Raw genomic sequence first — 17,393 nt, forward strand, 5'->3', positions numbered from 1 at the left:
GCATCCCCTGCCCCACCGGGTGGGCCCACGCATTGAAGGGTCGCGGCGCCCACATGGCGAACGCCGCGACCTTCTCACGCGCGGGCGTGCCTCATTCTTTCACGCGTCTCATTCCTTCACGTTCTTGGCCAGCCAGGCCTTCATGAACGCGATTTCCTTGTCCTGCGCCTCGATGATGTCCTCGGCGAGCTTGCGCAGTTCGGGATCCTTGCCGAACTGAAGCTCGACCCGGGCCATGTCCACCGCCCCCATGTGGTGGGGAATCATCCCGCGGACGAAATCAACGTCCGTATTGCCGGAATACTGGATCGCCATGTCCTTGTGCATCCGGGCCCCCGCCTCTTCGAAGGCGCGGGTGGAGGCGCTGTCATCGGCGCCCGGCATATGGGCGCTGTGATCCATCGGCATCGCATCGTGCGACATTGAACCCGGCTGCATGGTGCCCGGCTGCATCATCGGCATGGCGTCCGGCATCGTGGCGGGCATCTGGGTGGCCGTGCCGGCGAAGGCGGGCACGGTGGCAAGGCTCGAAAGCGCGGCGGCAGCGAGGGCCGCCTTGATGAGGCTGTTCATGAAGTCTCTCCGTAGTCTGTAATCGCGGCATTGAATCCCGAGGCGCGCAGCGAGGCGGCCCCGACAGGGTCGTCACCTGATCAGACGGTACGGGGCGGCGGCTCGGGGATGGCGTGCGTCCAGCCGGCCGGTGCAAGGGAGAGCGCGGGCGCGAAGGCCAGCGTATCGGGCATGGGGTGGGAGAGCCCGGTGTCGGCGAAGGGGGCAAGCACAAGCCAGCCGATCACACAGCACGGATAAAGCCGCGCCGCGGCACCCGCCACCGCCCCTCGCCTCTGCACGAGGTCGACACGACCGGCCGCGCCGTGGTCATTCGCCAGAGCCGGCCCGCCCGGCGCGCCCGCCTCGTGGCAGGGCATCGCCTGCAACGCCGTCATCGCCTCCGGCGCCATGATGACCTGCGGCGCCATGGCCATAGCCGTGCCCGACGGCCCCGCCAGCGGGACGCCAAGCGCCACCACCGCAAAGATCAGCCGCAGAAGCCGCAGCGACAGTCCGTCAGAACGCATGGATGAACACGTAGGCCTGGAAACGATCGGAAGGCGATCTTAACACCGGCGCCGGCCCCGGAAAGAGCCGATCCGCTCCAATGCCGACACCGTGAACAGGTCGGGAAAACCGGCGGGTCAGCCGGCGCCGGTCGCCCGCTCCTCCGGCGACGGGTGCCAGCGCTCTCCGGCTCAGGCGGCGCGGGCGCGTGGGCGCAGCAGCGCCGCGATCAGCGCCACACTGTCCCCGGCGGGCACCACCGCATCGAACCCCTCCGGCGCCGTCCCGCGCGCGCCCGAGGTGAAGCCGATGCGCCGGGCACGCCCGGCCTCAAGCCGTCCGAACATCCCATAGGCATCGAGGTCGAACAGGATCACGTCGAAGCGCACCCCCGCCAGCCGCGCCGCGCGCGGATCGTCGGCCAGCGACACGTCATGGCCCATGGAGCGCACCAGATCGCTCATGGCCGCTCTGGCCGGCCCTTCCGGCGCCGTCAGCAGAACCCGCGCGGCCTCCACCGTGCTCGGCACGGTCTCGCCCGGTTCCAGCAAGCGGTAGCGGGCGCCGCCCGCCACCAGGAAACGTTCGCCATTCATCCGCTCGATGCGCCCCTGCGGGGCCAGCCCCACCACCTGGTCGACAGCCACCGCCTCGCCCTCGCCGCCCAGCAGCAGCAGCATGCGGCCGCCGCGCTCGTCGATGGCGCTCATGCCGCGCAGCGCGGCAACCCGCACCGCTTCCAGCTCCGGCCGGCCGGCGCGTACCAGCAGATGCGCGCTGTCACGCTCGCAGGAGGTCACGACGCGCGGCCGCGCGCCGGCAATTCCGATCGGCATGTCGAGCAGCGCCGCCTGCGTGCCGTCGCCCAGCCGGGCGATACCGGTGATCATGTCCTCGCACGGCGCGAAACGGCCGCGCCAGTCGGCCGGCAGCGTCGCCACCTCGGCCGCCATGCGCTGTGGCAGTGCATCGACGAGAAGCGTCGCACGCACCCGGCCCTCGGTGCCGAACAGCACCAGCGCTCCCTCGCGCGGCGCAACCGCATCGGTGCAGCCCAGCCGCTCGGCGATGCGGATCAGCGGCAGCCCGCTAGTGCCGAGCGTTCCGACCTCGGCCATGCGCGCCATGCGGTCCCAGCGATCCCCCGCAAGCGGCATCACGTTGATCACACGGCTCGCCGGCAAGGCGAAAGCCATGCCGCGCAGCGTGAACACCAGCACGTCGGCGGGCGCCGCCAAGGGCGGGGCACGGCCCTCGCGGGCAACGTGGGAAAGGATTTGATCGGCGTCAGACATCAACATGGGCAACCGGCGGTAAGCATTACGCGTCACGCCCACGCGGGGCGCGCAACCCGAGTGTCGCCCGATCACGTTAATGTCTTCTGAAAGGTGCCGCTGCGTGAGTCCGCGTCAGGCCTGTTCGACCGCGATCACCACCCCGTCGCCGTCCAGGGAGAGATGGATCGCATAGCCCGTCGCGCGCGCCAGCAGGCCGGTATAGTGCGGCTGGATGGCATGGGCATCGAGCGATCCGCCCTCGGAGGCGTGGCCTGCCAGCAGGTCGACGAGGTGCGGGGGAATGCGCGAATGGCTGCCCTCGCTGCGCAGGCGGAAGCCGCCGGTCTCGCCCTCACCCGTCGCCGCGACGGCGATGCGCCCGCCACGGGGAATGGTGGAAACCGCGACGAGCAGCAGGTTGAGCAGCAGCTTCACCTTGTTCTTGGGCGAGAGCGTGCGCGGCACGCTCCACTCCAGGGTGGTGCGGTCGTCCTGAATGAAGCCGCGCGCCACGTTCTCCGCGTCGCCGGTATCGATCTGCGCGCCGGCCGAGCCCGCGGCGCCGAAGGCAAGACGGGCGAACTGAAGCCGGGCGGAAGCCTGCCGGGCGCTCTTGGCGATCAGGTCGAGCGCAAAGGCCTTCATGCTGGGGTCGTCTTCGTCCTCCAGCACCTCCAGCCCATTCACGATGGCACCCACCGGGCTGATCACGTCGTGGCACACGCGCGAGCACAACAGGGCGGCGAGGTCGAGCTTGTCGAGGTCGATGGCGGTCGTCATCGCGTCCCTCTGTCTGTCAGATGCGGGCGAATCATGGCCGAAGAAGCGGCATGGATTTATGGCTGGATACACTGCACATCCCTCGCCGCCAACCGTGCCGGCCGGCTGAAAGCGCGATGAACGCCAGCCAGCAAGGCGAGGCGTGGGACGAAGCGTGAGGCGAGGCTTGGCGATCACACCCGTGTGGAACCGCAAGCACCCATGCCTTGCGCGCCTTCCTAAGGTCGCACTCCATGCTAATGATAGTTTTCGCTCTTGGCCGCCGTGGCCATCGCCTGTGATTTCTTCGGACCAAACGCGAGACCGCCAATGCCGACCTTGCGCGCCCTGCTTGCCTGCTTCGCCATGCTTGCCGCCACGCCCTTCCTCGCCGCCCCTGCCCTTGCCCAGTACCAGCAGCAGCCTGCCTACCAGCAGCCCGCGCCGGCACCGGCGCAGAACGGCACCTATTCCAGCGACGAACTCGTCCAGCAGGGGCACGGCTTCTTCGGCGAGGTCTCGCGCGGGCTCGCGCTGTCGATCGAAAAAGCGGTGAACCAGTGGGGCCAGCCCAATGGCTACATACTGGGCCAGGAAGGCTCCGGCGCGTTTGTCGGCGGCCTGCGTTACGGCGAAGGCACGCTCTACACCCGCAACGCCGGTGACCTGAAGGTCTTCTGGCAGGGCCCTTCGCTCGGCTGGGACTTCGGCGGCGACGGCGCCCGCACCATGATCCTTGTGTACAATCTGAAGTCGATCAACGACATCTTCCGCCGCTTCGGCGGCGTCTCCGGCTCGGCCTATTTCGTCGCCGGCTTCGGCATGACGGCGTTGACCGCCGACGATATCGTGGTGGTGCCGATCCGCTCCGGCGTCGGCGTGCGCCTCGGCGCCAATATCGGCTATCTGAAGTTCACGCCCTCCGCGACCTGGAACCCGTTCTGAGTTAACGAGGTCTTGCAGAATAGGCGGCCGGGAATCCCCCGGCCGTTTTGGTGTTCGTAACCGTTGGCCGTTAGGTTGTGCTCGAAAGGCACGCCCCGTGCCGAGTACGAGGTGAGATCGCCCGCATGATCGAGACGATCATGTACGCCGCAATCGGCTTCCTGACAGCGACGCTGCTGGCGCTGCTGACGCTTCCGGCCGTCTGGCGCCGCGCGGTGCGCCTCACACGCCGGCGCATCGAGGGCGCCATCCCTGTCTCCCTGAGCGAGATCCAGGCCGACAAGGACGAGCAGCGTGCCGAATTCGCGGTGGAGACCCGTCGGCTGGAGCTGGAGGTCGAGCGCCATCAGGCTCACTCGGCCGAGCTGTGGACACGGATCGCCCGCCAGGACGAAGATCTGCGCGCCCGCCAGGCCAGCCTCGACGAGGCTCTCGCCGGGCTCAATGACCTTCAGGGTCGCCACGACAGCCTGACATTGCAGGAGCGCGAGGTCAGCGGCGCGCTCGCCGTCCGCAACCGCGAGCTGGAAGAGACGCGCGCGCGTCTCGCCGCCACGCTCGCCGACCTCACCAGCACCCGCCACAGCCTCGAGGAAACCTCCTCGCGCGAGAACGAACTGCGGATCGAGCAGGTCGCGCTGATGACGCAGCGCGACACGCTGACAGGACGCGTCGCCGAGCTCGAACGCCTGCTCGCCGCCACCAACGCGCATCTGGAAACCGAGCGCTCGACCCTGCGCGCCACCTCCGAGAGCCTGTCGATCGAAGTCGCAGGCAACCGCGACCTGCGCACCCGCCTTACCGAGACCGAGAACGAGCTCGGCACCGTCAGCACGGAGGCCGCCGCCCTGCGCGCCGAGGTTTCCGCGCTGCGGCTGCGCGCCGATTCACTGGAACAGCGCACCCTCGCCGCCGAAGCCCGGCGTGACGCCGTCGAGGCGGAAGCGACCCGCGCCACCGCTGAGGCCCGATCCGCGCAGCAGAGCGCGGAAGCCTCGGCCCGGCAGGCCAACGACGCCGCCGAGATGGTGCGCGCCGAAAAGGCGATGCTGGAAGGCGCGCTCGCCAAGGCGCGCGAGGATCGCGCCGAGCTTCAGCGCCGGCTCGACACCCTCATTCCCACCGCCATGGCCGCCCCCGACGAGCCGGGCGAGACCGCCCGGCTGCGCGAGCGCATCAGCGACATCGCCGCCGAGGTCGCCCACCTGACCGCCGCGCTGGAGGGACCGGGCTCGCCGATCAACGCCCTGCTCTCCGCCACGCCGGCGGACAAGAAGGGCAAGAAGAACGGCAGCGTGTCCCTCGCCGACCGCATTCGCGCGCTGCAGGACAAGGCCGGCGAAACGCCCGCGCCAGCGCCGGGCGGCGCGGCCACGGCGAAGCGTACGCCGAAACAGGATCGCGCGATCGCGAGCTGAGGCCGGTGCGGGGCGCCAAACCCGCGCAGGTCCGTGAATGCTTCGATCGCGGGAGCGTGCCGACAAGCGCTTTCGGGCGCTTACAATAACGGCGGCCCAAGGACGCCATCCCAGGAGGACACTGCCCATGAATCTCGCCCGCATGCTAAAGGCGCGCGCCGATGTCGGCCGCCCGGTGCGCGTCGGCCTCATTGGCGCCGGCAAGTTCGGCTCCATGTTCCTGTCGCAGGTACGCACGACGCCCGGTCTGCATCTGCTCGGCATCGCCGACCTGTCCGCCCCCCGCGCCCGCGCGGCGCTGGAGCGTACCGGCTGGGACACCGACGCCGCCGTCGCCACCTCGTTCGATCAGGCGCTGCGCACCGGGCGCACCATGCTCACCGAGGATGCCGAGGCGCTCATTTCGGCCGACGGGCTGGACGTCGTCATCGAGGCGACCGGCAGCCCGGCGGCGGGCGCGGCCCACGCGCTGAAGGCCATCGCCCACGACCGTCACATCGTGATGGTGACGGTGGAGGCCGACGTCCTTGTCGGGCCGCTTCTGGCCACCCATGCCCGGCAGGCCGGCGTGGTCTATTCCATGGCCTATGGCGACCAGCCCGCGCTGGTGTGCGAAATGGTGGACTGGGCGCGGTGCTGCGGCTTCCATGTCGTCGCCGCCGGCAAGGGCACCAAGTATCTGCCCGCCTATCACGCCTCGACCCCGGACACGGTGTGGCAGCACTACGGCCTCACCCCCGAGCAGGCGGCGGAGGGCGGCATGAACGCGCAGATGTTCAATTCCTTCCTCGACGGCACCAAATCCGCCATCGAGATGGCCGCCATCGCCAATGCCGCCGGCCTTGCGGCGCCCTCGGACGGCCTCCTGTTCCCGCCCTGCGGCGTGGACGACCTCGCCACCATCCTGCGCCCGCGCAGCGCGGGCGGAGTGCTGGAGCAGTCGGGGACGGTCGAGACCGTCTCCAGCATCGAGCGCGACGGCCGGCCGGTGTATCGGGACCTGCGCTGGGGCGTCTATGTGGTGTTCGAGGCCGAGCCGGGATCGCAGGGCGACTACGCCCGCCGCTGCTTCAAGGAATATGGCGTGGTCACCGATTCCTCCGGCCGCTACACCGCGCTCTATCGCCCCAATCACCTCATCGGGCTGGAGCTGGGCGTCAGTGTGGCTTCCGCCGCCCTGCGCGGCGAGCCGACCGGAACCACGGATGCCTTCAATGGCGATGTCGTCGCGGTGGCGAAGCGTGCGCTGAAGAGCGGCGAGGTGCTGGATGGCGAGGGCGGACACACAGTGTGGGGCAAGGTGCTGCCCGCCGCCGCCTCGCTGGCGCGCGGCGCCCTGCCCATCGGCCTTGCCCACCGCGTCACGCTGAAACGCGACATCGCCGCTGGCAACGTTGTCGGCTGGGCCGATGTGTCCATTGAGGATACGGCAATCGTGCGGCTGCGCCGCGAGATGGAGCGTGCCTTCGCCGGCACGGCGGTGGCCGCGCAATAGTGCGCCCCGCTCCACGCCTCCATCGGGCGATGTTCGGCCGATGGAGGCGTGGGCGCCCCATCTGGACAGAAAGCGCGACTTCGCTTATCTCACGCGCCACGGTCAGCAGTTCACCGAGGCGTTGCCGCCCCTCACGGGGAGCTAAACCTGCAAGACGTTCAGACCCCGCACTTGTCCTCGTGCCTGGTCGCAAGACGGCAACCCCGACACTTCCTCGCGGAAAGGCACGTACCGAGGATAGGTCATGACCCGAACCGTTTTGCCGTTCGAGGCGCCGGATATCTCCGCCCTCGCCAGAAACCTCCACCGACAGATCACCGCGCTCGATCGCGCGCCCGGCCATGTGGAGATTCTCAACATGCTGGCGCGCGGGGCCGGCTTCCGGAACTTTCAGCATCTGCGCGCGGACAGTCAGGCCCGCCTCCGGCTGGAAAGCGCCGCGCCGCCACCGCCCGCCCCCACCGCCGATCACACCCGCTGCGCCCGAACGCTTCGGGTCTTCGACACCGAGGGCCAGCTGGTGCGCTGGCCCAAGAAGCGCAACCAGCAGGAACTGTGCCTGTGGGTGCTGTGGTCGAGGCTGCCGGCGCGCGAGACCTTCGCGGAACGGCGGATGAATGATGAGCTGAACCGGCTTCACCTGTTCGGCGATCATGCCCTGCTGCGCCGCGAGCTGGTGGAGTTCGGCCTGTTTCGCCGCACGCCGGACGGACGCGAGTATTCCCGCGTCGAGCGTGCTCCGCCGCCGGAACTGGCCGTCATGCTGACAGGGCTGCGAGAGCGGGCGCGGGCCTAGCCCGGCCCGCCGGCCGCGCGCGAACGGAACGTGAAGCGGAGGCGGCGCCAGCGCGATCCGCTTCACGTCCCAACAGCTGGAGCCCGGAAATGATGCCGCGATGTCGTGGCCGGTGTTGAAGGCCGCGCGCCCCCCTGCCCGGACGCGGAAAGGCATGGCCGCACGGCATCGCCTCACGCCGGCTCGTCGAGCCGGCGTGGCGCTTACGCCATCTCGCGAGTGGCGACCACCCAGTCGCGCGCGCGCATTTCGGGATTGTCGTTGAGAAGAATGTCGGTCACCACGGCAAGGCTGTCGGCCCCGGCCTGGCGCACGCCTGCGGCGCGCTCGATGGTGAGCCCACCAATGCCGACCAGAGGCAGGTCGCCGATGCGCTGCTTCCACCGGGTGACACGCTCCAGGCCCTGCGGCTCCCAGCGCATTTTCTTGAGGATGGTCGGGTAGACCGGACCCAGCGCGACATAGTCCGGCTGCGCGCCCAACGCGATTTCCAGTTCCGCCTCGTCATGAGTGCTGATGCCGAGCCGGATGCCGGCGCGGCGAATGGCCGGCACGTCAGCCTCGGCAAGGTCTTCCTGCCCCAGATGGACGAAGTCGCACCGCTCGTCGATGGCGAGGCGCCAATGGTCGTTCACCACCAGTTGGGCGCCATAGCGCTCACAGACATCCCGCGCTGCCGCGATCTCGCGGCGAAGCTGCGGCTCGTCCATATCCTTGGCGCGCAGCTGCACCAGCTTCACGCCCTGCGGCAACAGTCGCGGCAACCATGAGGTGCGGTCGACAATGAGATAGAACGGGTCGAGCTTCATGTCGCACCTGCCTGAAGGGTCAATCGCCGAGAACGGCCCGGCCCATGACCGGGGTCGAGGGTGCGGCCATGTCGCGGGCGTCGATAGGGTCGGCGATCACGGCCTCGCGGCCGGCCTCTATCGCACGGGCGAAGGCGCGCGCCATGCGCACCGGGTCGCCCGCCTTGGCCACCGCCGTGTTGAGCAACACGGCATCGTAGCCCATCTCCATCGCCGCCGCCGCGTGCGAAGGCAGGCCGATGCCCGCATCGACGACCAGCGGAACGCCGGGGAAATGCGCCCGCAGCGAACGCAGGCCGTAAGGGTTGTTGAGCCCCCGGCCCGATCCGATCGGCGCGCCCCAGGGCATCAGCACCTCGCAGCCGGCCGAGATCAGCTTCTCCGCCACCACCAGGTCCTCGGTCGTGTAGGGAAACACCTGGAACCCGTCGCGCGCGAGAATGCGTGCCGCCTCCACCAGCCCGAAGACGTCGGGCTGGAGCGTGTCGTCCTCGCCGATCACCTCCAGCTTGACCCAGGGCGTGTCGAACAGGTCGCGCGCCATTTCGGCGGTGGTCACGGCTTCCTTCACCGTCTTGCAGCCCGCCGTGTTGGGCAGCACCTTCACGCCGAGATCACGGATGATCTTCCAGAAGCTCTGCCCCGCCTTGGCCGCCCCGGACTCGCGGCGCAGCGAGACGGTGACGATCTCGGCGCCACTGGCGCGGATCGCGTCGGCGAGAATGGCGGGCGAGGGATATTGCGCCGTGCCCAGCAGCAGCCGCGAGGCCACCCGCGTGCCGTAGAAGTCCACGGCATCGGCAAGGCCGGCGGTTTCGAGACCGGCGGTGTTGGGTGTCAAGGCGTCCATCTCAGCCTCCCTGCATCGGAGCGAGTATTTCCACGCGGTCACCATCGGCGATCGGCGTCCCCGACCGCTTGACCGCGCGCACGACAGCGCCGTTCAGCGCCGTAGCAATGATGGCCTCTGCCAGGCCAAGTTCGCCGAGCAGTTCGGCGAGCGTGCCAGCCCCGGTGTCGGCCGGCTCACCATTCACGATGATCTTCATCCATGACCTCCGGGAAATGCGTCCCGTCGAACGCCAGTTCCGCCACCCGCCGCGCCAGCGCCGGCGCCAGCAGGTAGCCGTGGCGGTAGAAACCGTTGACGTAGATGGTCTTGCCGCGACGGCGGATGCGCGGAAGATTGTCCGGAAAGGCGGGCCGGACATCGGCGCCGATCTCGACGATCTCGGCCTCGCCGAAAGCCGGGTGCAGGGCGTAGACCGCCGACAGCAGTTCCAGCATCGAGCGCCCCGTCACCCGCCCGCGCTCGTCATTCTCGATCGAGGTGGCCCCGATCATGAAGTGCCCGTCGCCGCGCGGCACGATGTAGACCGGTATCCGCGGATGGAGCATGCGCACCGGCCGCTTCAGGGCGATCTCGGTGGAATAGAGCACCAGCATCTCGCCCTTCACACCGCGAAGGTCGGCCAGCTGGTCGCGGGCGGCGAGGCCACGACAGTCGATGACCACATCGCTCTGATCGGCCTGATCGTCCGCCTCATCGTACCCATCGGCCTCGTAGCGCATGTCGATGCCGAACTGGCCGGTGAGCTTGCGGGTCAGCGCGGCGAGCGCCTTGCGCGGCTCCAGATGCGCTTCGGTGGGGAAGAAAAGCCCCTGGTCGAAACGCCCTTCAAGATCCGGCTCCAGCGCGGCAAGGCGCTGGCCGTCGATCCATTCATAGTTCGTGGTACGGCGCGAAAACCGCCTGAGGTCTGGCAGGTCGCGCGGCTGGGCCAGCACCAGGCTGCCCTCGGTGGGCACATCCGGGACTTCGCGCCGCCAGTAATCCAGCGATTCAAGGCCCATCTCGGCCACCAGCGGCTCGGCGCTTTCGCGTTCGCACCACGGTGCCAGCATCCCGCCAGCATACCAGGAGCACCCCTGCCCCGACGCCGATTTGCGTTCAACGACAGTTACTTGTGCCCCGCGCAACGCCAAAGCATGGGCGCAGGTCAGGCCCGCCACGCCGGCACCAACCACTTTCACGCGCAGCGAATTGACGGCCCGGTCCGTCACCGCTCCGTCATGTGTTCCGTTAGAGGATGTCATGCAAGCCTCCCTCCGCCAGTTTCAACTGGATCAGGTTCAAAGGGTCGCCATGCCGCGCATATGCGCGTCGATGGCCTCTCAGCCTCCTGACGAGGCTCCCCTGGACAGGCTTGATATAGTCGTGGAGCCGACGATTGTCACCGTGCCGCGGGCATTATTCCCACGTCATCCGATACGGGATGGCAGGTTCACGACATTGTCCGGCGGACGGTGCGTCGCGGTGTCTATGGCGCGGTGCAAAGCCTCGCGGCCAAACGGTTTTCCAAGGCGCAGCACGCCCGCATTGGCATCCTGAGGCAGTTCGGCGTAGCCCGTGCCCAGAATGATCGGCAGGTTCGGCCGGCGCTCACGGATCGCCGCCGCCAGCTGGACCCCGGTCATGCCAGGCATGGCCTGATCGGTAAGCACGACGTCGAAATCGGCACCGGTATCGAGAACAGCCAGCGCCGCCTTGCCGGAGGACGCCTCGGTCACCCGATAGTTGAGGTCTTCCAGCATCGCCGACGTGGCGGAAAGGACAAGCGGATCGTCATCCACCACGAGAACGCGGGCCTGCCCTCCCTCCATGACTTTCGCCGACGCAGAATAAGCATCTGAACCCACAGACTTTTTCGCCGCAGCTTCAGCGAGGGGCAGGTAAATCGACGCCGTCGTCCCCTTCCCCGGCCGACTGCTGAGAACAAGCCGACCGCCGGACTGGGCCGCAAGGCCGTGCACCATGGCAAGGCCAAGGCCCGTCCCCTTGCCGACTCCCTTGGTCGTGAAGAACGGTTCGGCGGCGCGGTTCAGCGTGTCGTCATCCATGCCGGTGCCGGTATCGGTCACGCTGAGACAGAAATAGTGATTCGGGGGAAGCTCTTCCGAATCCGGTTCACCGTCGGCCACGATCACCTCCTCGCGCGCAGCGATGGTGATGGTTCCGCCATCAGGCATGGCATCGCGGGCGTTGACCGCGAGATTGAGCAGGGCCAGTTCGAGCTGGTTGGAATCGACCCGCGCGCGCGGCAGGCCAAGAGGAAAGCGGGTTTCGATCTGAATGCTCGGCCCGATTGACCGGCGCATCAGATCCGCCATCCCAAGCACGAGCTCGGGAACGTCGACAGGCTCGGGATTGAGGTCCTGGCGACGCGCGAAGGCCAGCATGCGCTGGGTTAGCGCGGCTCCGCGCTGGGCGGCCTGCATGGTGTTGTCGAGGAGCGCGATCAAGCGCGGCTCGTCCGGGGCGCGCTTGCGAGCCAATTCCAGATTGCCGACAATAACCGCGAGAAGATTGTTGAAGTCGTGGGCGATGCCGCCGGTCAGCCGGCCAATGGCCTCTAGCTTCTGAGCCTGGCGTAGCGCCTCCTCGGCCTGGCGTCGCTCGGTGACATTGATCAATCCGCACAACGTCTTGGTAAGCCGCCCCTCGCTGTCTCGTTCTGCAACGGCCGACAATATGCAGTCGAGCACACGGCCATCGCGCGCGATCAGCTTGTATTCAGCCTCGCGCAGTTCGCCCGTGTCGAGCAGCTGCGGCCAGTGCTCATCCGTGCGCCGGCGTGCGGAATCGACGGTCATGAAGTCCGTGAGCGGACGGCCGACAACTTCCTCTCGGCCATACCCCAGGAGATCGAGCCAACTGTCACTGACCTGCTCGATCCGCCCCTCGGCGTTGAGTGAATGCAGCGGCAGTGGGGTGCGGCGATAGAGGGTGCGGTAACGCTCCTCCCCCTCCCGCCAGAGGAGCGCCTCGCGCTCCATCAGGCGGCTGGACCGACGATCGTGAACGGCAGCCATCAACGCGGCGGCAAGGATGACAAAGGTAGCAGCGGTGACAGCGATAACGATGTCGATGTTGTCGATACCCGGATCTATGTCCGGTATCATTTCGTGTGAACTCACCGGCAACGTCGTGCCGAACATTGCCACGTAGTGCATGCCCGAGATGCCGATGCCGAGCGCCAATGAGCCCGCAACACGCTGCCGCAATGAATGGTGGCGAAACGCCAGCCAAACCGCCGCCGTCGACGCGGCGATCGCCACAAGCGTGGCGATGGCAACGAAACGCCAGTCGTTCGTGACCTCGCCATTCAGGCGCATGGCGGCCATGCCGGTGTAATGCATCGCGACGATGCCGAGCCCCATGAAGCAGCCGGCCGCCAGCACCGATCGACGGCTGACCTTCGACCGACTGGAAAGAGCCAGCGCGGCACCCGTGACGACAACAGCGATCGTGAATGAAAGGATGGTCAGCCCGATGTCGTAGGACACGGGCGCGTCGAGGTGGAGGGCGAGCATGGCCACGAAGTGCATGGCCCAGATCCCGCCGCCAAGCACAATAGCGGCTGTGGCCAGCCATCCCACTTTCGCGACGCTGCGGGCACGCGGAATGCGGCCTGCCAAATCGAGCGCCGTATAAGAGGCGGCAACGGCGATCAGAATCGACACCGCGACGAGCACTGGTTCATGTGAACCCATCACATCCATCGGCACGTGCGCGCAGCTCCCACAACTGATGCCTCAAGGGCATCCGGACGTCTTATCGCCTCCGATACCATGCTGCCGACATCCCCCGCACCCCGCCTAGGGGAGTGCACCGTCCGCCGCATATGATCCGCTCGTCGGCCCTCCAACGATGTCCCCTTGAAGCTCGATGAGAGGCAGGAACACCCCCTTAGGCCGAACTCACGGTTGATCAAATGATCGCGTCCAACTAGCGAAACTCGAGCCGATGGCCTTTGGTTCCAGAGCAGCGACAGCAAGTGCAGGGAAGGAAAGAGTTAGGATGCGTAAAGCAGCAAGGGCGTCTGGAAATGGCTCGCGAAAGTTCATCCCGGCATGGGCTGCCGCCGAGATCAGCGTGGTGCTCGCCCTGATCGGCGTGGCCGCCGGGCTTCTCATCTTCGCGCTCATTGCCGACGAGGTCGTCGAAGGCGAAACGCACGCCTTTGACGAGGCCATCCTGCTCGCCTTCCGCACTGCCGGCGACCCTGCCGATCCGGTCGGACCGCGCTGGCTCGAGATGGCCGTGAGGGACATCACCTCGCTTGGCAGCTCGACGGTTCTGATGCTGGTGACGCTCGCGGCGATCGGCTTCCTCGTTGCCGACCGCAAGCGAGCCACCGCCCTTTTCGTGTTCCTGGCCGTGGCGGGCGGGGTATTGCTGAGTTTCCTGCTCAAGATCGGATTCGATCGCCCACGGCCCGATCTCGTCGCTCACCTGGTGGACGTCCACACACTGAGCTTTCCCAGTGGCCACGCGATGGGTTCGGCCGTGACCTACCTGACCCTCGGCGTCCTCATCGTCCGCACCGACTACGAAAGACGCGTTAAAGCCTATGTGCTTGGCGTTGCTGTCGGATTGACGATATTGATTGGCATCAGCCGCATCTATCTCGGCGTTCACTGGCCCACCGATGTCCTCGCTGGATGGTGCGTCGGCGGCGCCTGGGCACTCCTGTGCTGGCTGATCGCGCTCATGCTGCAAAACCGTCGGCAGATCGAGAGCGATCACGCTTAGGGATCAGCCGCAGAAAACGTGCGATGGCCATGACGGATGCATGACGACGCGCTATTCTCCAGCCGAGGGGTCGAGAGAGCCCCGCGTAGGTATCCCAGCGAGGAGGAAGGCATGTCAGCCACCGTGCCAGAAGGTCAACTGATCCCCGAGATTGGCGTCATTGAGACCGTCGAATCCGACAACGTCCTGCGCTGGGACGGCAGCAATCTCTACGTCGAGCAGGACGTCTTTCATAATGGCCAGCTCGTCCACCGCCGCTACAAGCGGCGGGTAACGAAGAACGTCGCCCAGGCCATCGCTCAGATGCTGGCACAGCATTAGGCGCGCGAGGCGTCAGATACGCCCGAGCAAGCCGCCAAGCAGCAGCAGGCCATGCGGCCAGATGCCGAGCTTTGCCGCGCTGCCGATGTGACCAAGTTCGCCAACATCAGCGAAATCGGCCCCCCAGGCCGTGGCGAAGGCCTCGGCTTGGGGAAAACGCACCCTCGGGTCATCGCGACTGGCCACCACCAAAGCTGGAAAGGGCAACCTTTCAAGCGGCATCGGCCCAAAGTTCCGAACCAGATCGAAAGAAGCGTCGGGGTCGTCGACATTGGTTGGCGCGGCGAGGAAAGCGGCTGCGACCTTCGACCTGGCACGGTCGGGCGAAGCGGCTGCCCAGCGAATGATGGTCGCGACACCGACCGAATGCCCAACCAGCACGACCCGCCTTGGCGCCGCAGCAATCGCGGTGCCAAGGCGCCCGGTCCAGGCGTCGAGCCTGGGCCGGCTCCAGTCATCCTGCAGGAGCCGGCTCGAATTGGGAAAGGCCCCAAGCCAATGCGACTGCCAGTGATCGGCCGAGGCGTTCTCCCGTCCCGGCACCATCAGGAAATCGAAGGAGCTGAAATCGACCGGCATAAGAGGCACTCTCCCGAAAGTTCAGATGGGCATCAACGCGGCTACCAAAATGAGCACGACGCAATCGGCCAGCCACCGAGCCGCTGTCCGTCCCGGGCTGGTCACGCGTTCCCATCCTGTAGTTCAATCCCACCTTGCGGATGCTGATGACGGCCGGCAGCGGGATCGACACCAAAGCGAGGACAAGCGTCCCGGCGAGCAGTGTCAACTCTGTCGTCATAGAGTACCGCAACCGTTGAATTATCGGGCAAGCCATCGCATCAACGGCACGTTCGAATTAAATTAGGATCATGACGAAAGCTAAGCAGAAAAAGCGTCGCGTAAATGACGGCCGCCCCCTCGGGCAGGTCGCCGCCCTGCCTTTCCGCGTCAACAGCCAGGGCGAGTTGCAGATCTTGCTCGTCAGTTCGCGCGAGACCCGCCGTGCGGTTATCCCGAAGGGATGGCCCATGAAGAATCGCAAGGATTGGAAGTCCGCCGAGATCGAAGCGCGCCAGGAAGCCGGCGTGGTCGGGGATATCAGCCGAAAGCCGCTCGGCCAGTACCTCTACTGGAAGCGTTTCGAAACCCATTTCGCGCTGGTGAAGGTGTCGGTCTATCCGCTCGCGGTGCGGCGCCAGCTCTCCGATTGGCCGGAACGCCATGAGCGCGAACAAAGCTGGATGGCCCCGGAAGACGCCGCTCTGCTTGTGGACGAGACCGATCTTGGCGGGCTGATCACCGACTTCACGCAGTCAACCGCCTGGCGCAAGCTCCTGCCGCAACGCAACGTGAAACGCGAAGACGAACAGCCCTCCACGACGGATGGCTGACGATCGCCTCTGTTGCGCCAGGATCGCAGGTGCCCCGTTGTTCACCAAGGAAGCCGGGTCACTTGCCCGGGGATGAACCTCCAGGGGAAGGCGCGTATCCCGCCGCTCCGTGCACATTGAACAAACGGCCACGTTCGGCGAACAGCACGAAAATCAGCGCGAAGACGGACAGCGTGGCAAATCCCACCGTGAGAGGCCGCGTCGTGCCGTCGAAGCTCTGTCCCAGCAGGAAGCTCAGCAACGCGCCCCCCACCGTGCTCACGAAACCCAGCGCTGATGAGGCGGTACCGGCGACATGCCCCACCGGCTCCATCGCCATCGCGTTGAAGTTGGAGACCATCAGGCCGAAGAAGAACATCATCGCCGCCTGCAGGATGGAAAAGGTGACGATATTCTCGAAGCCCGCCAGCACAACGCCGGCATGGAGAAGCGCGATCACCATGTAGCCGAGGAGCGCCGCGTGAGACACCCGGCGCATTCCAAGCCGCTCGACGATTCGGGCGTTCACCAGTGAGGACAGCGCCATGAAGAATGCGATGATCGCGAAAATAAGCGTGAAAAATCGCTCGGCCTGAAACGTGTCGGCGAACACCTGCTGGGCCGAGCTGATGAAACCGAACAGACCGCCCATCGCCATCGTCATGGCCAGCATGTAGCCCACCGTAACCCGGGTGCGGAAAACCAGGCCGAATGCATGGCGGATTCCGGCGAGAGAGATCGGGCTTCGATCTTCGGGATGCAGCGTTTCCGGCAGGCGCCTCCAGGTCCAGTAGATCAGCACCACACCCAACAGGCACAGCAAGTGAAAGATCACACGCCAGGGCGCGAACAGCACGATGACCTGGCCGATCGACGGCGCCAGAATCGGCACCGACAGAAACACGATGAAGGCCAGCGACATGACACGCGCCATCTGCCGCCCCGAATAGCAATCGCGGACAATGGTCACGGCGAGGATACGGATCGCCGCAGCCCCGATGCCTTGAAGAGCCCGAGCCGTCAGCATCACCTCAAATGACCAGGCGAATGACGCTCCGACCGAAGCGAGCGTGTAGATCACCAGACCAACGAGGAGAACCGGACGCCGGCCGAAGCGGTCGGCAAGCGTCCCGTAGATTATCTGAGCTACGCCAAAGCCAAGCAGGTAGGATGTAATCACCAGCTGGGTGTGGTTGGCAGTATCGATGCCCAGCGCCTTGCCAATCGCCGGAAGTGCGGGAAGCATCGAATCGATGGCAATGGCATTCGTCCCCATCATCGCTGCGACGAAGAGAACGAATTCGCGGAAACCCATGCCGGGATGGGGATTTTCCGGCGTGGGAGCTAGGACTGCCATGACACTTCCGATGATCTAGTGCGACGAGAACACGCCGCAATCCGATATATGCCTCAAAAGCGCAGCAACCCCAACTCGACGGAAGACGTAGCCCCTTCAGGACGACGTCGACACCTCCCGGGCCGGGAAAACCAACACCTCCGCCGCTCTGGCGCTAGCAGCACTCTTTGATGAGAGCTATCCTGTAA

At 66.5% G+C, this 17,393-nt stretch carries 18 protein-coding genes and 1 riboswitch; of the genes, 7 read left to right on the forward strand and 11 right to left on the reverse strand.

Annotated elements, in window-relative coordinates; all coding sequences use genetic code 11:
* Positions 1–108 precede the first annotated feature (108 nt).
* The 4 genes from copM to chpT form a co-directional block, all read right to left on the reverse strand.
* The gene (copM, locus tag G3A50_RS04430; protein WP_281355835.1) at positions 109–573 is read right to left on the reverse strand and encodes a CopM family metallochaperone; all 465 of its coding nucleotides are present in this window, start codon (positions 571–573) and stop codon (positions 109–111) included.
* A gap of 80 nt (positions 574–653) precedes the next feature.
* Positions 654–1,082: a hypothetical protein gene (locus G3A50_RS04435; RefSeq protein ID WP_163074132.1), complete on the reverse strand. Its 429-nt coding sequence runs from the start codon at positions 1,080–1,082 to the stop codon at positions 654–656.
* A 171-nt stretch (positions 1,083–1,253) separates the two neighbouring features.
* On the reverse strand, positions 1,254–2,357 hold the full coding sequence (locus G3A50_RS04440; protein ID WP_246252118.1) for a chemotaxis protein CheW: 1,104 nt from the start codon (positions 2,355–2,357) through the stop codon (positions 1,254–1,256).
* Between the two features lie 114 nt (positions 2,358–2,471).
* Positions 2,472–3,119: a histidine phosphotransferase ChpT gene (gene chpT, locus G3A50_RS04445; RefSeq protein ID WP_163074135.1), complete on the reverse strand. Its 648-nt coding sequence runs from the start codon at positions 3,117–3,119 to the stop codon at positions 2,472–2,474.
* Between the two features lie 309 nt (positions 3,120–3,428).
* Here chpT and G3A50_RS04450 point away from each other — a divergent pair, with 309 nt between their 5' ends.
* The 4 genes from G3A50_RS04450 to G3A50_RS04465 all read left to right on the forward strand — a co-directional run bounded on the left by G3A50_RS04450 (position 3,429) and on the right by G3A50_RS04465 (position 7,752).
* Positions 3,429–4,043: a DUF1134 domain-containing protein gene (locus G3A50_RS04450; protein WP_163074136.1), complete on the forward strand. Its 615-nt coding sequence runs from the start codon at positions 3,429–3,431 to the stop codon at positions 4,041–4,043.
* A gap of 125 nt (positions 4,044–4,168) precedes the next feature.
* Positions 4,169–5,461 carry a coiled-coil domain-containing protein gene (locus G3A50_RS04455; protein ID WP_210255218.1) on the forward strand — a complete coding sequence of 431 codons (1,293 nt, stop codon included), beginning with the start codon at positions 4,169–4,171 and terminating at the stop codon, positions 5,459–5,461.
* A 127-nt stretch (positions 5,462–5,588) separates the two neighbouring features.
* Positions 5,589–6,956: an NAD(P)H-dependent oxidoreductase gene (locus G3A50_RS04460; RefSeq protein ID WP_163074137.1), complete on the forward strand. Its 1,368-nt coding sequence runs from the start codon at positions 5,589–5,591 to the stop codon at positions 6,954–6,956.
* Positions 6,957–7,200: 244 nt separating this feature from the next.
* The gene (locus G3A50_RS04465) at positions 7,201–7,752 is read left to right on the forward strand and encodes a DUF2087 domain-containing protein (RefSeq protein WP_163074138.1); all 552 of its coding nucleotides are present in this window, start codon (positions 7,201–7,203) and stop codon (positions 7,750–7,752) included.
* Positions 7,753–7,955: 203 nt separating this feature from the next.
* On the opposite strand, the gene G3A50_RS04470 is transcribed toward G3A50_RS04465, so the two are convergent.
* From G3A50_RS04470 to G3A50_RS04490, 5 genes are all read right to left on the reverse strand, one after another.
* On the reverse strand, positions 7,956–8,561 hold the full coding sequence (locus G3A50_RS04470; protein WP_163074140.1) for a thiamine phosphate synthase: 606 nt from the start codon (positions 8,559–8,561) through the stop codon (positions 7,956–7,958).
* Between the two features lie 19 nt (positions 8,562–8,580).
* Positions 8,581–9,411 (reverse strand): thiazole synthase, encoded by an 831-nt coding sequence (locus G3A50_RS04475; protein ID WP_163074141.1) that lies wholly within the window; start codon positions 9,409–9,411, stop codon positions 8,581–8,583.
* A 1-nt stretch (position 9,412) separates the two neighbouring features.
* Positions 9,413–9,610: a sulfur carrier protein ThiS gene (gene thiS, locus G3A50_RS04480; RefSeq protein WP_163074142.1), complete on the reverse strand. Its 198-nt coding sequence runs from the start codon at positions 9,608–9,610 to the stop codon at positions 9,413–9,415.
* Entirely contained in the window at positions 9,588–10,601 is a 1,014-nt protein-coding gene (gene thiO / locus G3A50_RS04485; RefSeq protein ID WP_163077289.1) for a glycine oxidase ThiO, read from the reverse strand. The genes thiS and thiO overlap by 23 nt, the downstream gene beginning before the upstream one ends.
* 47 nt (positions 10,602–10,648) lie before the next feature.
* Positions 10,649–10,770, reverse strand: a riboswitch (TPP riboswitch).
* 53 nt (positions 10,771–10,823) lie between these two features.
* Positions 10,824–13,115: an MHYT domain-containing protein gene (locus G3A50_RS04490; RefSeq protein ID WP_246252120.1), complete on the reverse strand. Its 2,292-nt coding sequence runs from the start codon at positions 13,113–13,115 to the stop codon at positions 10,824–10,826.
* 382 nt (positions 13,116–13,497) lie between these two features.
* Here G3A50_RS04490 and G3A50_RS04495 point away from each other — a divergent pair, with 382 nt between their 5' ends.
* Together G3A50_RS04495 and G3A50_RS04500 are read left to right on the forward strand one after the other, a co-directional pair.
* Positions 13,498–14,157, forward strand: coding sequence for a phosphatase PAP2 family protein (locus G3A50_RS04495; RefSeq protein WP_163074144.1), 660 nt, complete (start codon positions 13,498–13,500; stop codon positions 14,155–14,157).
* 111 nt (positions 14,158–14,268) lie between these two features.
* Positions 14,269–14,478, forward strand: a complete 210-nt coding sequence (locus G3A50_RS04500) for a hypothetical protein (protein WP_163074146.1) — start codon at positions 14,269–14,271, stop codon at positions 14,476–14,478.
* Between the two features lie 12 nt (positions 14,479–14,490).
* On the opposite strand, the gene G3A50_RS04505 is transcribed toward G3A50_RS04500, so the two are convergent.
* Positions 14,491–15,057 carry an RBBP9/YdeN family alpha/beta hydrolase gene (locus tag G3A50_RS04505; protein WP_163074147.1) on the reverse strand — a complete coding sequence of 189 codons (567 nt, stop codon included), beginning with the start codon at positions 15,055–15,057 and terminating at the stop codon, positions 14,491–14,493.
* Positions 15,058–15,506: 449 nt separating this feature from the next.
* On the opposite strand from G3A50_RS04505, the gene G3A50_RS22545 reads away from it, so the two are divergent.
* Positions 15,507–15,869 (forward strand): NUDIX hydrolase, encoded by a 363-nt coding sequence (locus G3A50_RS22545; RefSeq protein WP_246252122.1) that lies wholly within the window; start codon positions 15,507–15,509, stop codon positions 15,867–15,869.
* Between the two features lie 58 nt (positions 15,870–15,927).
* Here the strand turns inward: G3A50_RS22545 and G3A50_RS04515 are convergent, their stop codons facing one another.
* Positions 15,928–17,205, reverse strand: coding sequence for a multidrug effflux MFS transporter (locus G3A50_RS04515; protein WP_246252124.1), 1,278 nt, complete (start codon positions 17,203–17,205; stop codon positions 15,928–15,930).
* Positions 17,206–17,393: the final 188 nt, after the last annotated feature.

This window comes from Ancylobacter pratisalsi (assembly GCF_010669125.1).
GTDB classification, from domain to species: Bacteria; Pseudomonadota; Alphaproteobacteria; order Rhizobiales; family Xanthobacteraceae; genus Ancylobacter; species Ancylobacter pratisalsi.

Excerpts from the sequence above, each read along its gene's own strand:
- copM (WP_281355835.1), bottom strand. The coding sequence starts at position 573 with ATGAACAGCCTCATCAAGGCGGCCCTCGCTGCCGCCGCGCTTTCGAGC.
- G3A50_RS04435 (WP_163074132.1), bottom strand. The coding sequence starts at position 1,082 with ATGCGTTCTGACGGACTGTCGCTGCGGCTTCTGCGGCTGATCTTTGCG.
- G3A50_RS04440 (WP_246252118.1), bottom strand. The coding sequence starts at position 2,357 with ATGTCTGACGCCGATCAAATCCTTTCCCACGTTGCCCGCGAGGGCCGT.
- chpT (WP_163074135.1), bottom strand. The coding sequence starts at position 3,119 with ATGACGACCGCCATCGACCTCGACAAGCTCGACCTCGCCGCCCTGTTG.
- G3A50_RS04450 (WP_163074136.1), top strand. The coding sequence starts at position 3,429 with ATGCCGACCTTGCGCGCCCTGCTTGCCTGCTTCGCCATGCTTGCCGCC.
- G3A50_RS04455 (WP_210255218.1), top strand. The coding sequence starts at position 4,169 with ATGATCGAGACGATCATGTACGCCGCAATCGGCTTCCTGACAGCGACG.
- G3A50_RS04460 (WP_163074137.1), top strand. The coding sequence starts at position 5,589 with ATGAATCTCGCCCGCATGCTAAAGGCGCGCGCCGATGTCGGCCGCCCG.
- G3A50_RS04465 (WP_163074138.1), top strand. The coding sequence starts at position 7,201 with ATGACCCGAACCGTTTTGCCGTTCGAGGCGCCGGATATCTCCGCCCTC.
- G3A50_RS04470 (WP_163074140.1), bottom strand. The coding sequence starts at position 8,561 with ATGAAGCTCGACCCGTTCTATCTCATTGTCGACCGCACCTCATGGTTG.
- G3A50_RS04475 (WP_163074141.1), bottom strand. The coding sequence starts at position 9,411 with ATGGACGCCTTGACACCCAACACCGCCGGTCTCGAAACCGCCGGCCTT.
- thiS (WP_163074142.1), bottom strand. The coding sequence starts at position 9,610 with ATGAAGATCATCGTGAATGGTGAGCCGGCCGACACCGGGGCTGGCACG.
- G3A50_RS04490 (WP_246252120.1), bottom strand. The coding sequence starts at position 13,115 with ATGGGTTCACATGAACCAGTGCTCGTCGCGGTGTCGATTCTGATCGCC.
- G3A50_RS04500 (WP_163074146.1), top strand. The coding sequence starts at position 14,269 with ATGTCAGCCACCGTGCCAGAAGGTCAACTGATCCCCGAGATTGGCGTC.
- G3A50_RS04505 (WP_163074147.1), bottom strand. The coding sequence starts at position 15,057 with ATGCCGGTCGATTTCAGCTCCTTCGATTTCCTGATGGTGCCGGGACGG.
- G3A50_RS22545 (WP_246252122.1), top strand. The coding sequence starts at position 15,507 with ATGAAGAATCGCAAGGATTGGAAGTCCGCCGAGATCGAAGCGCGCCAG.
- G3A50_RS04515 (WP_246252124.1), bottom strand. The coding sequence starts at position 17,205 with ATGGCAGTCCTAGCTCCCACGCCGGAAAATCCCCATCCCGGCATGGGT.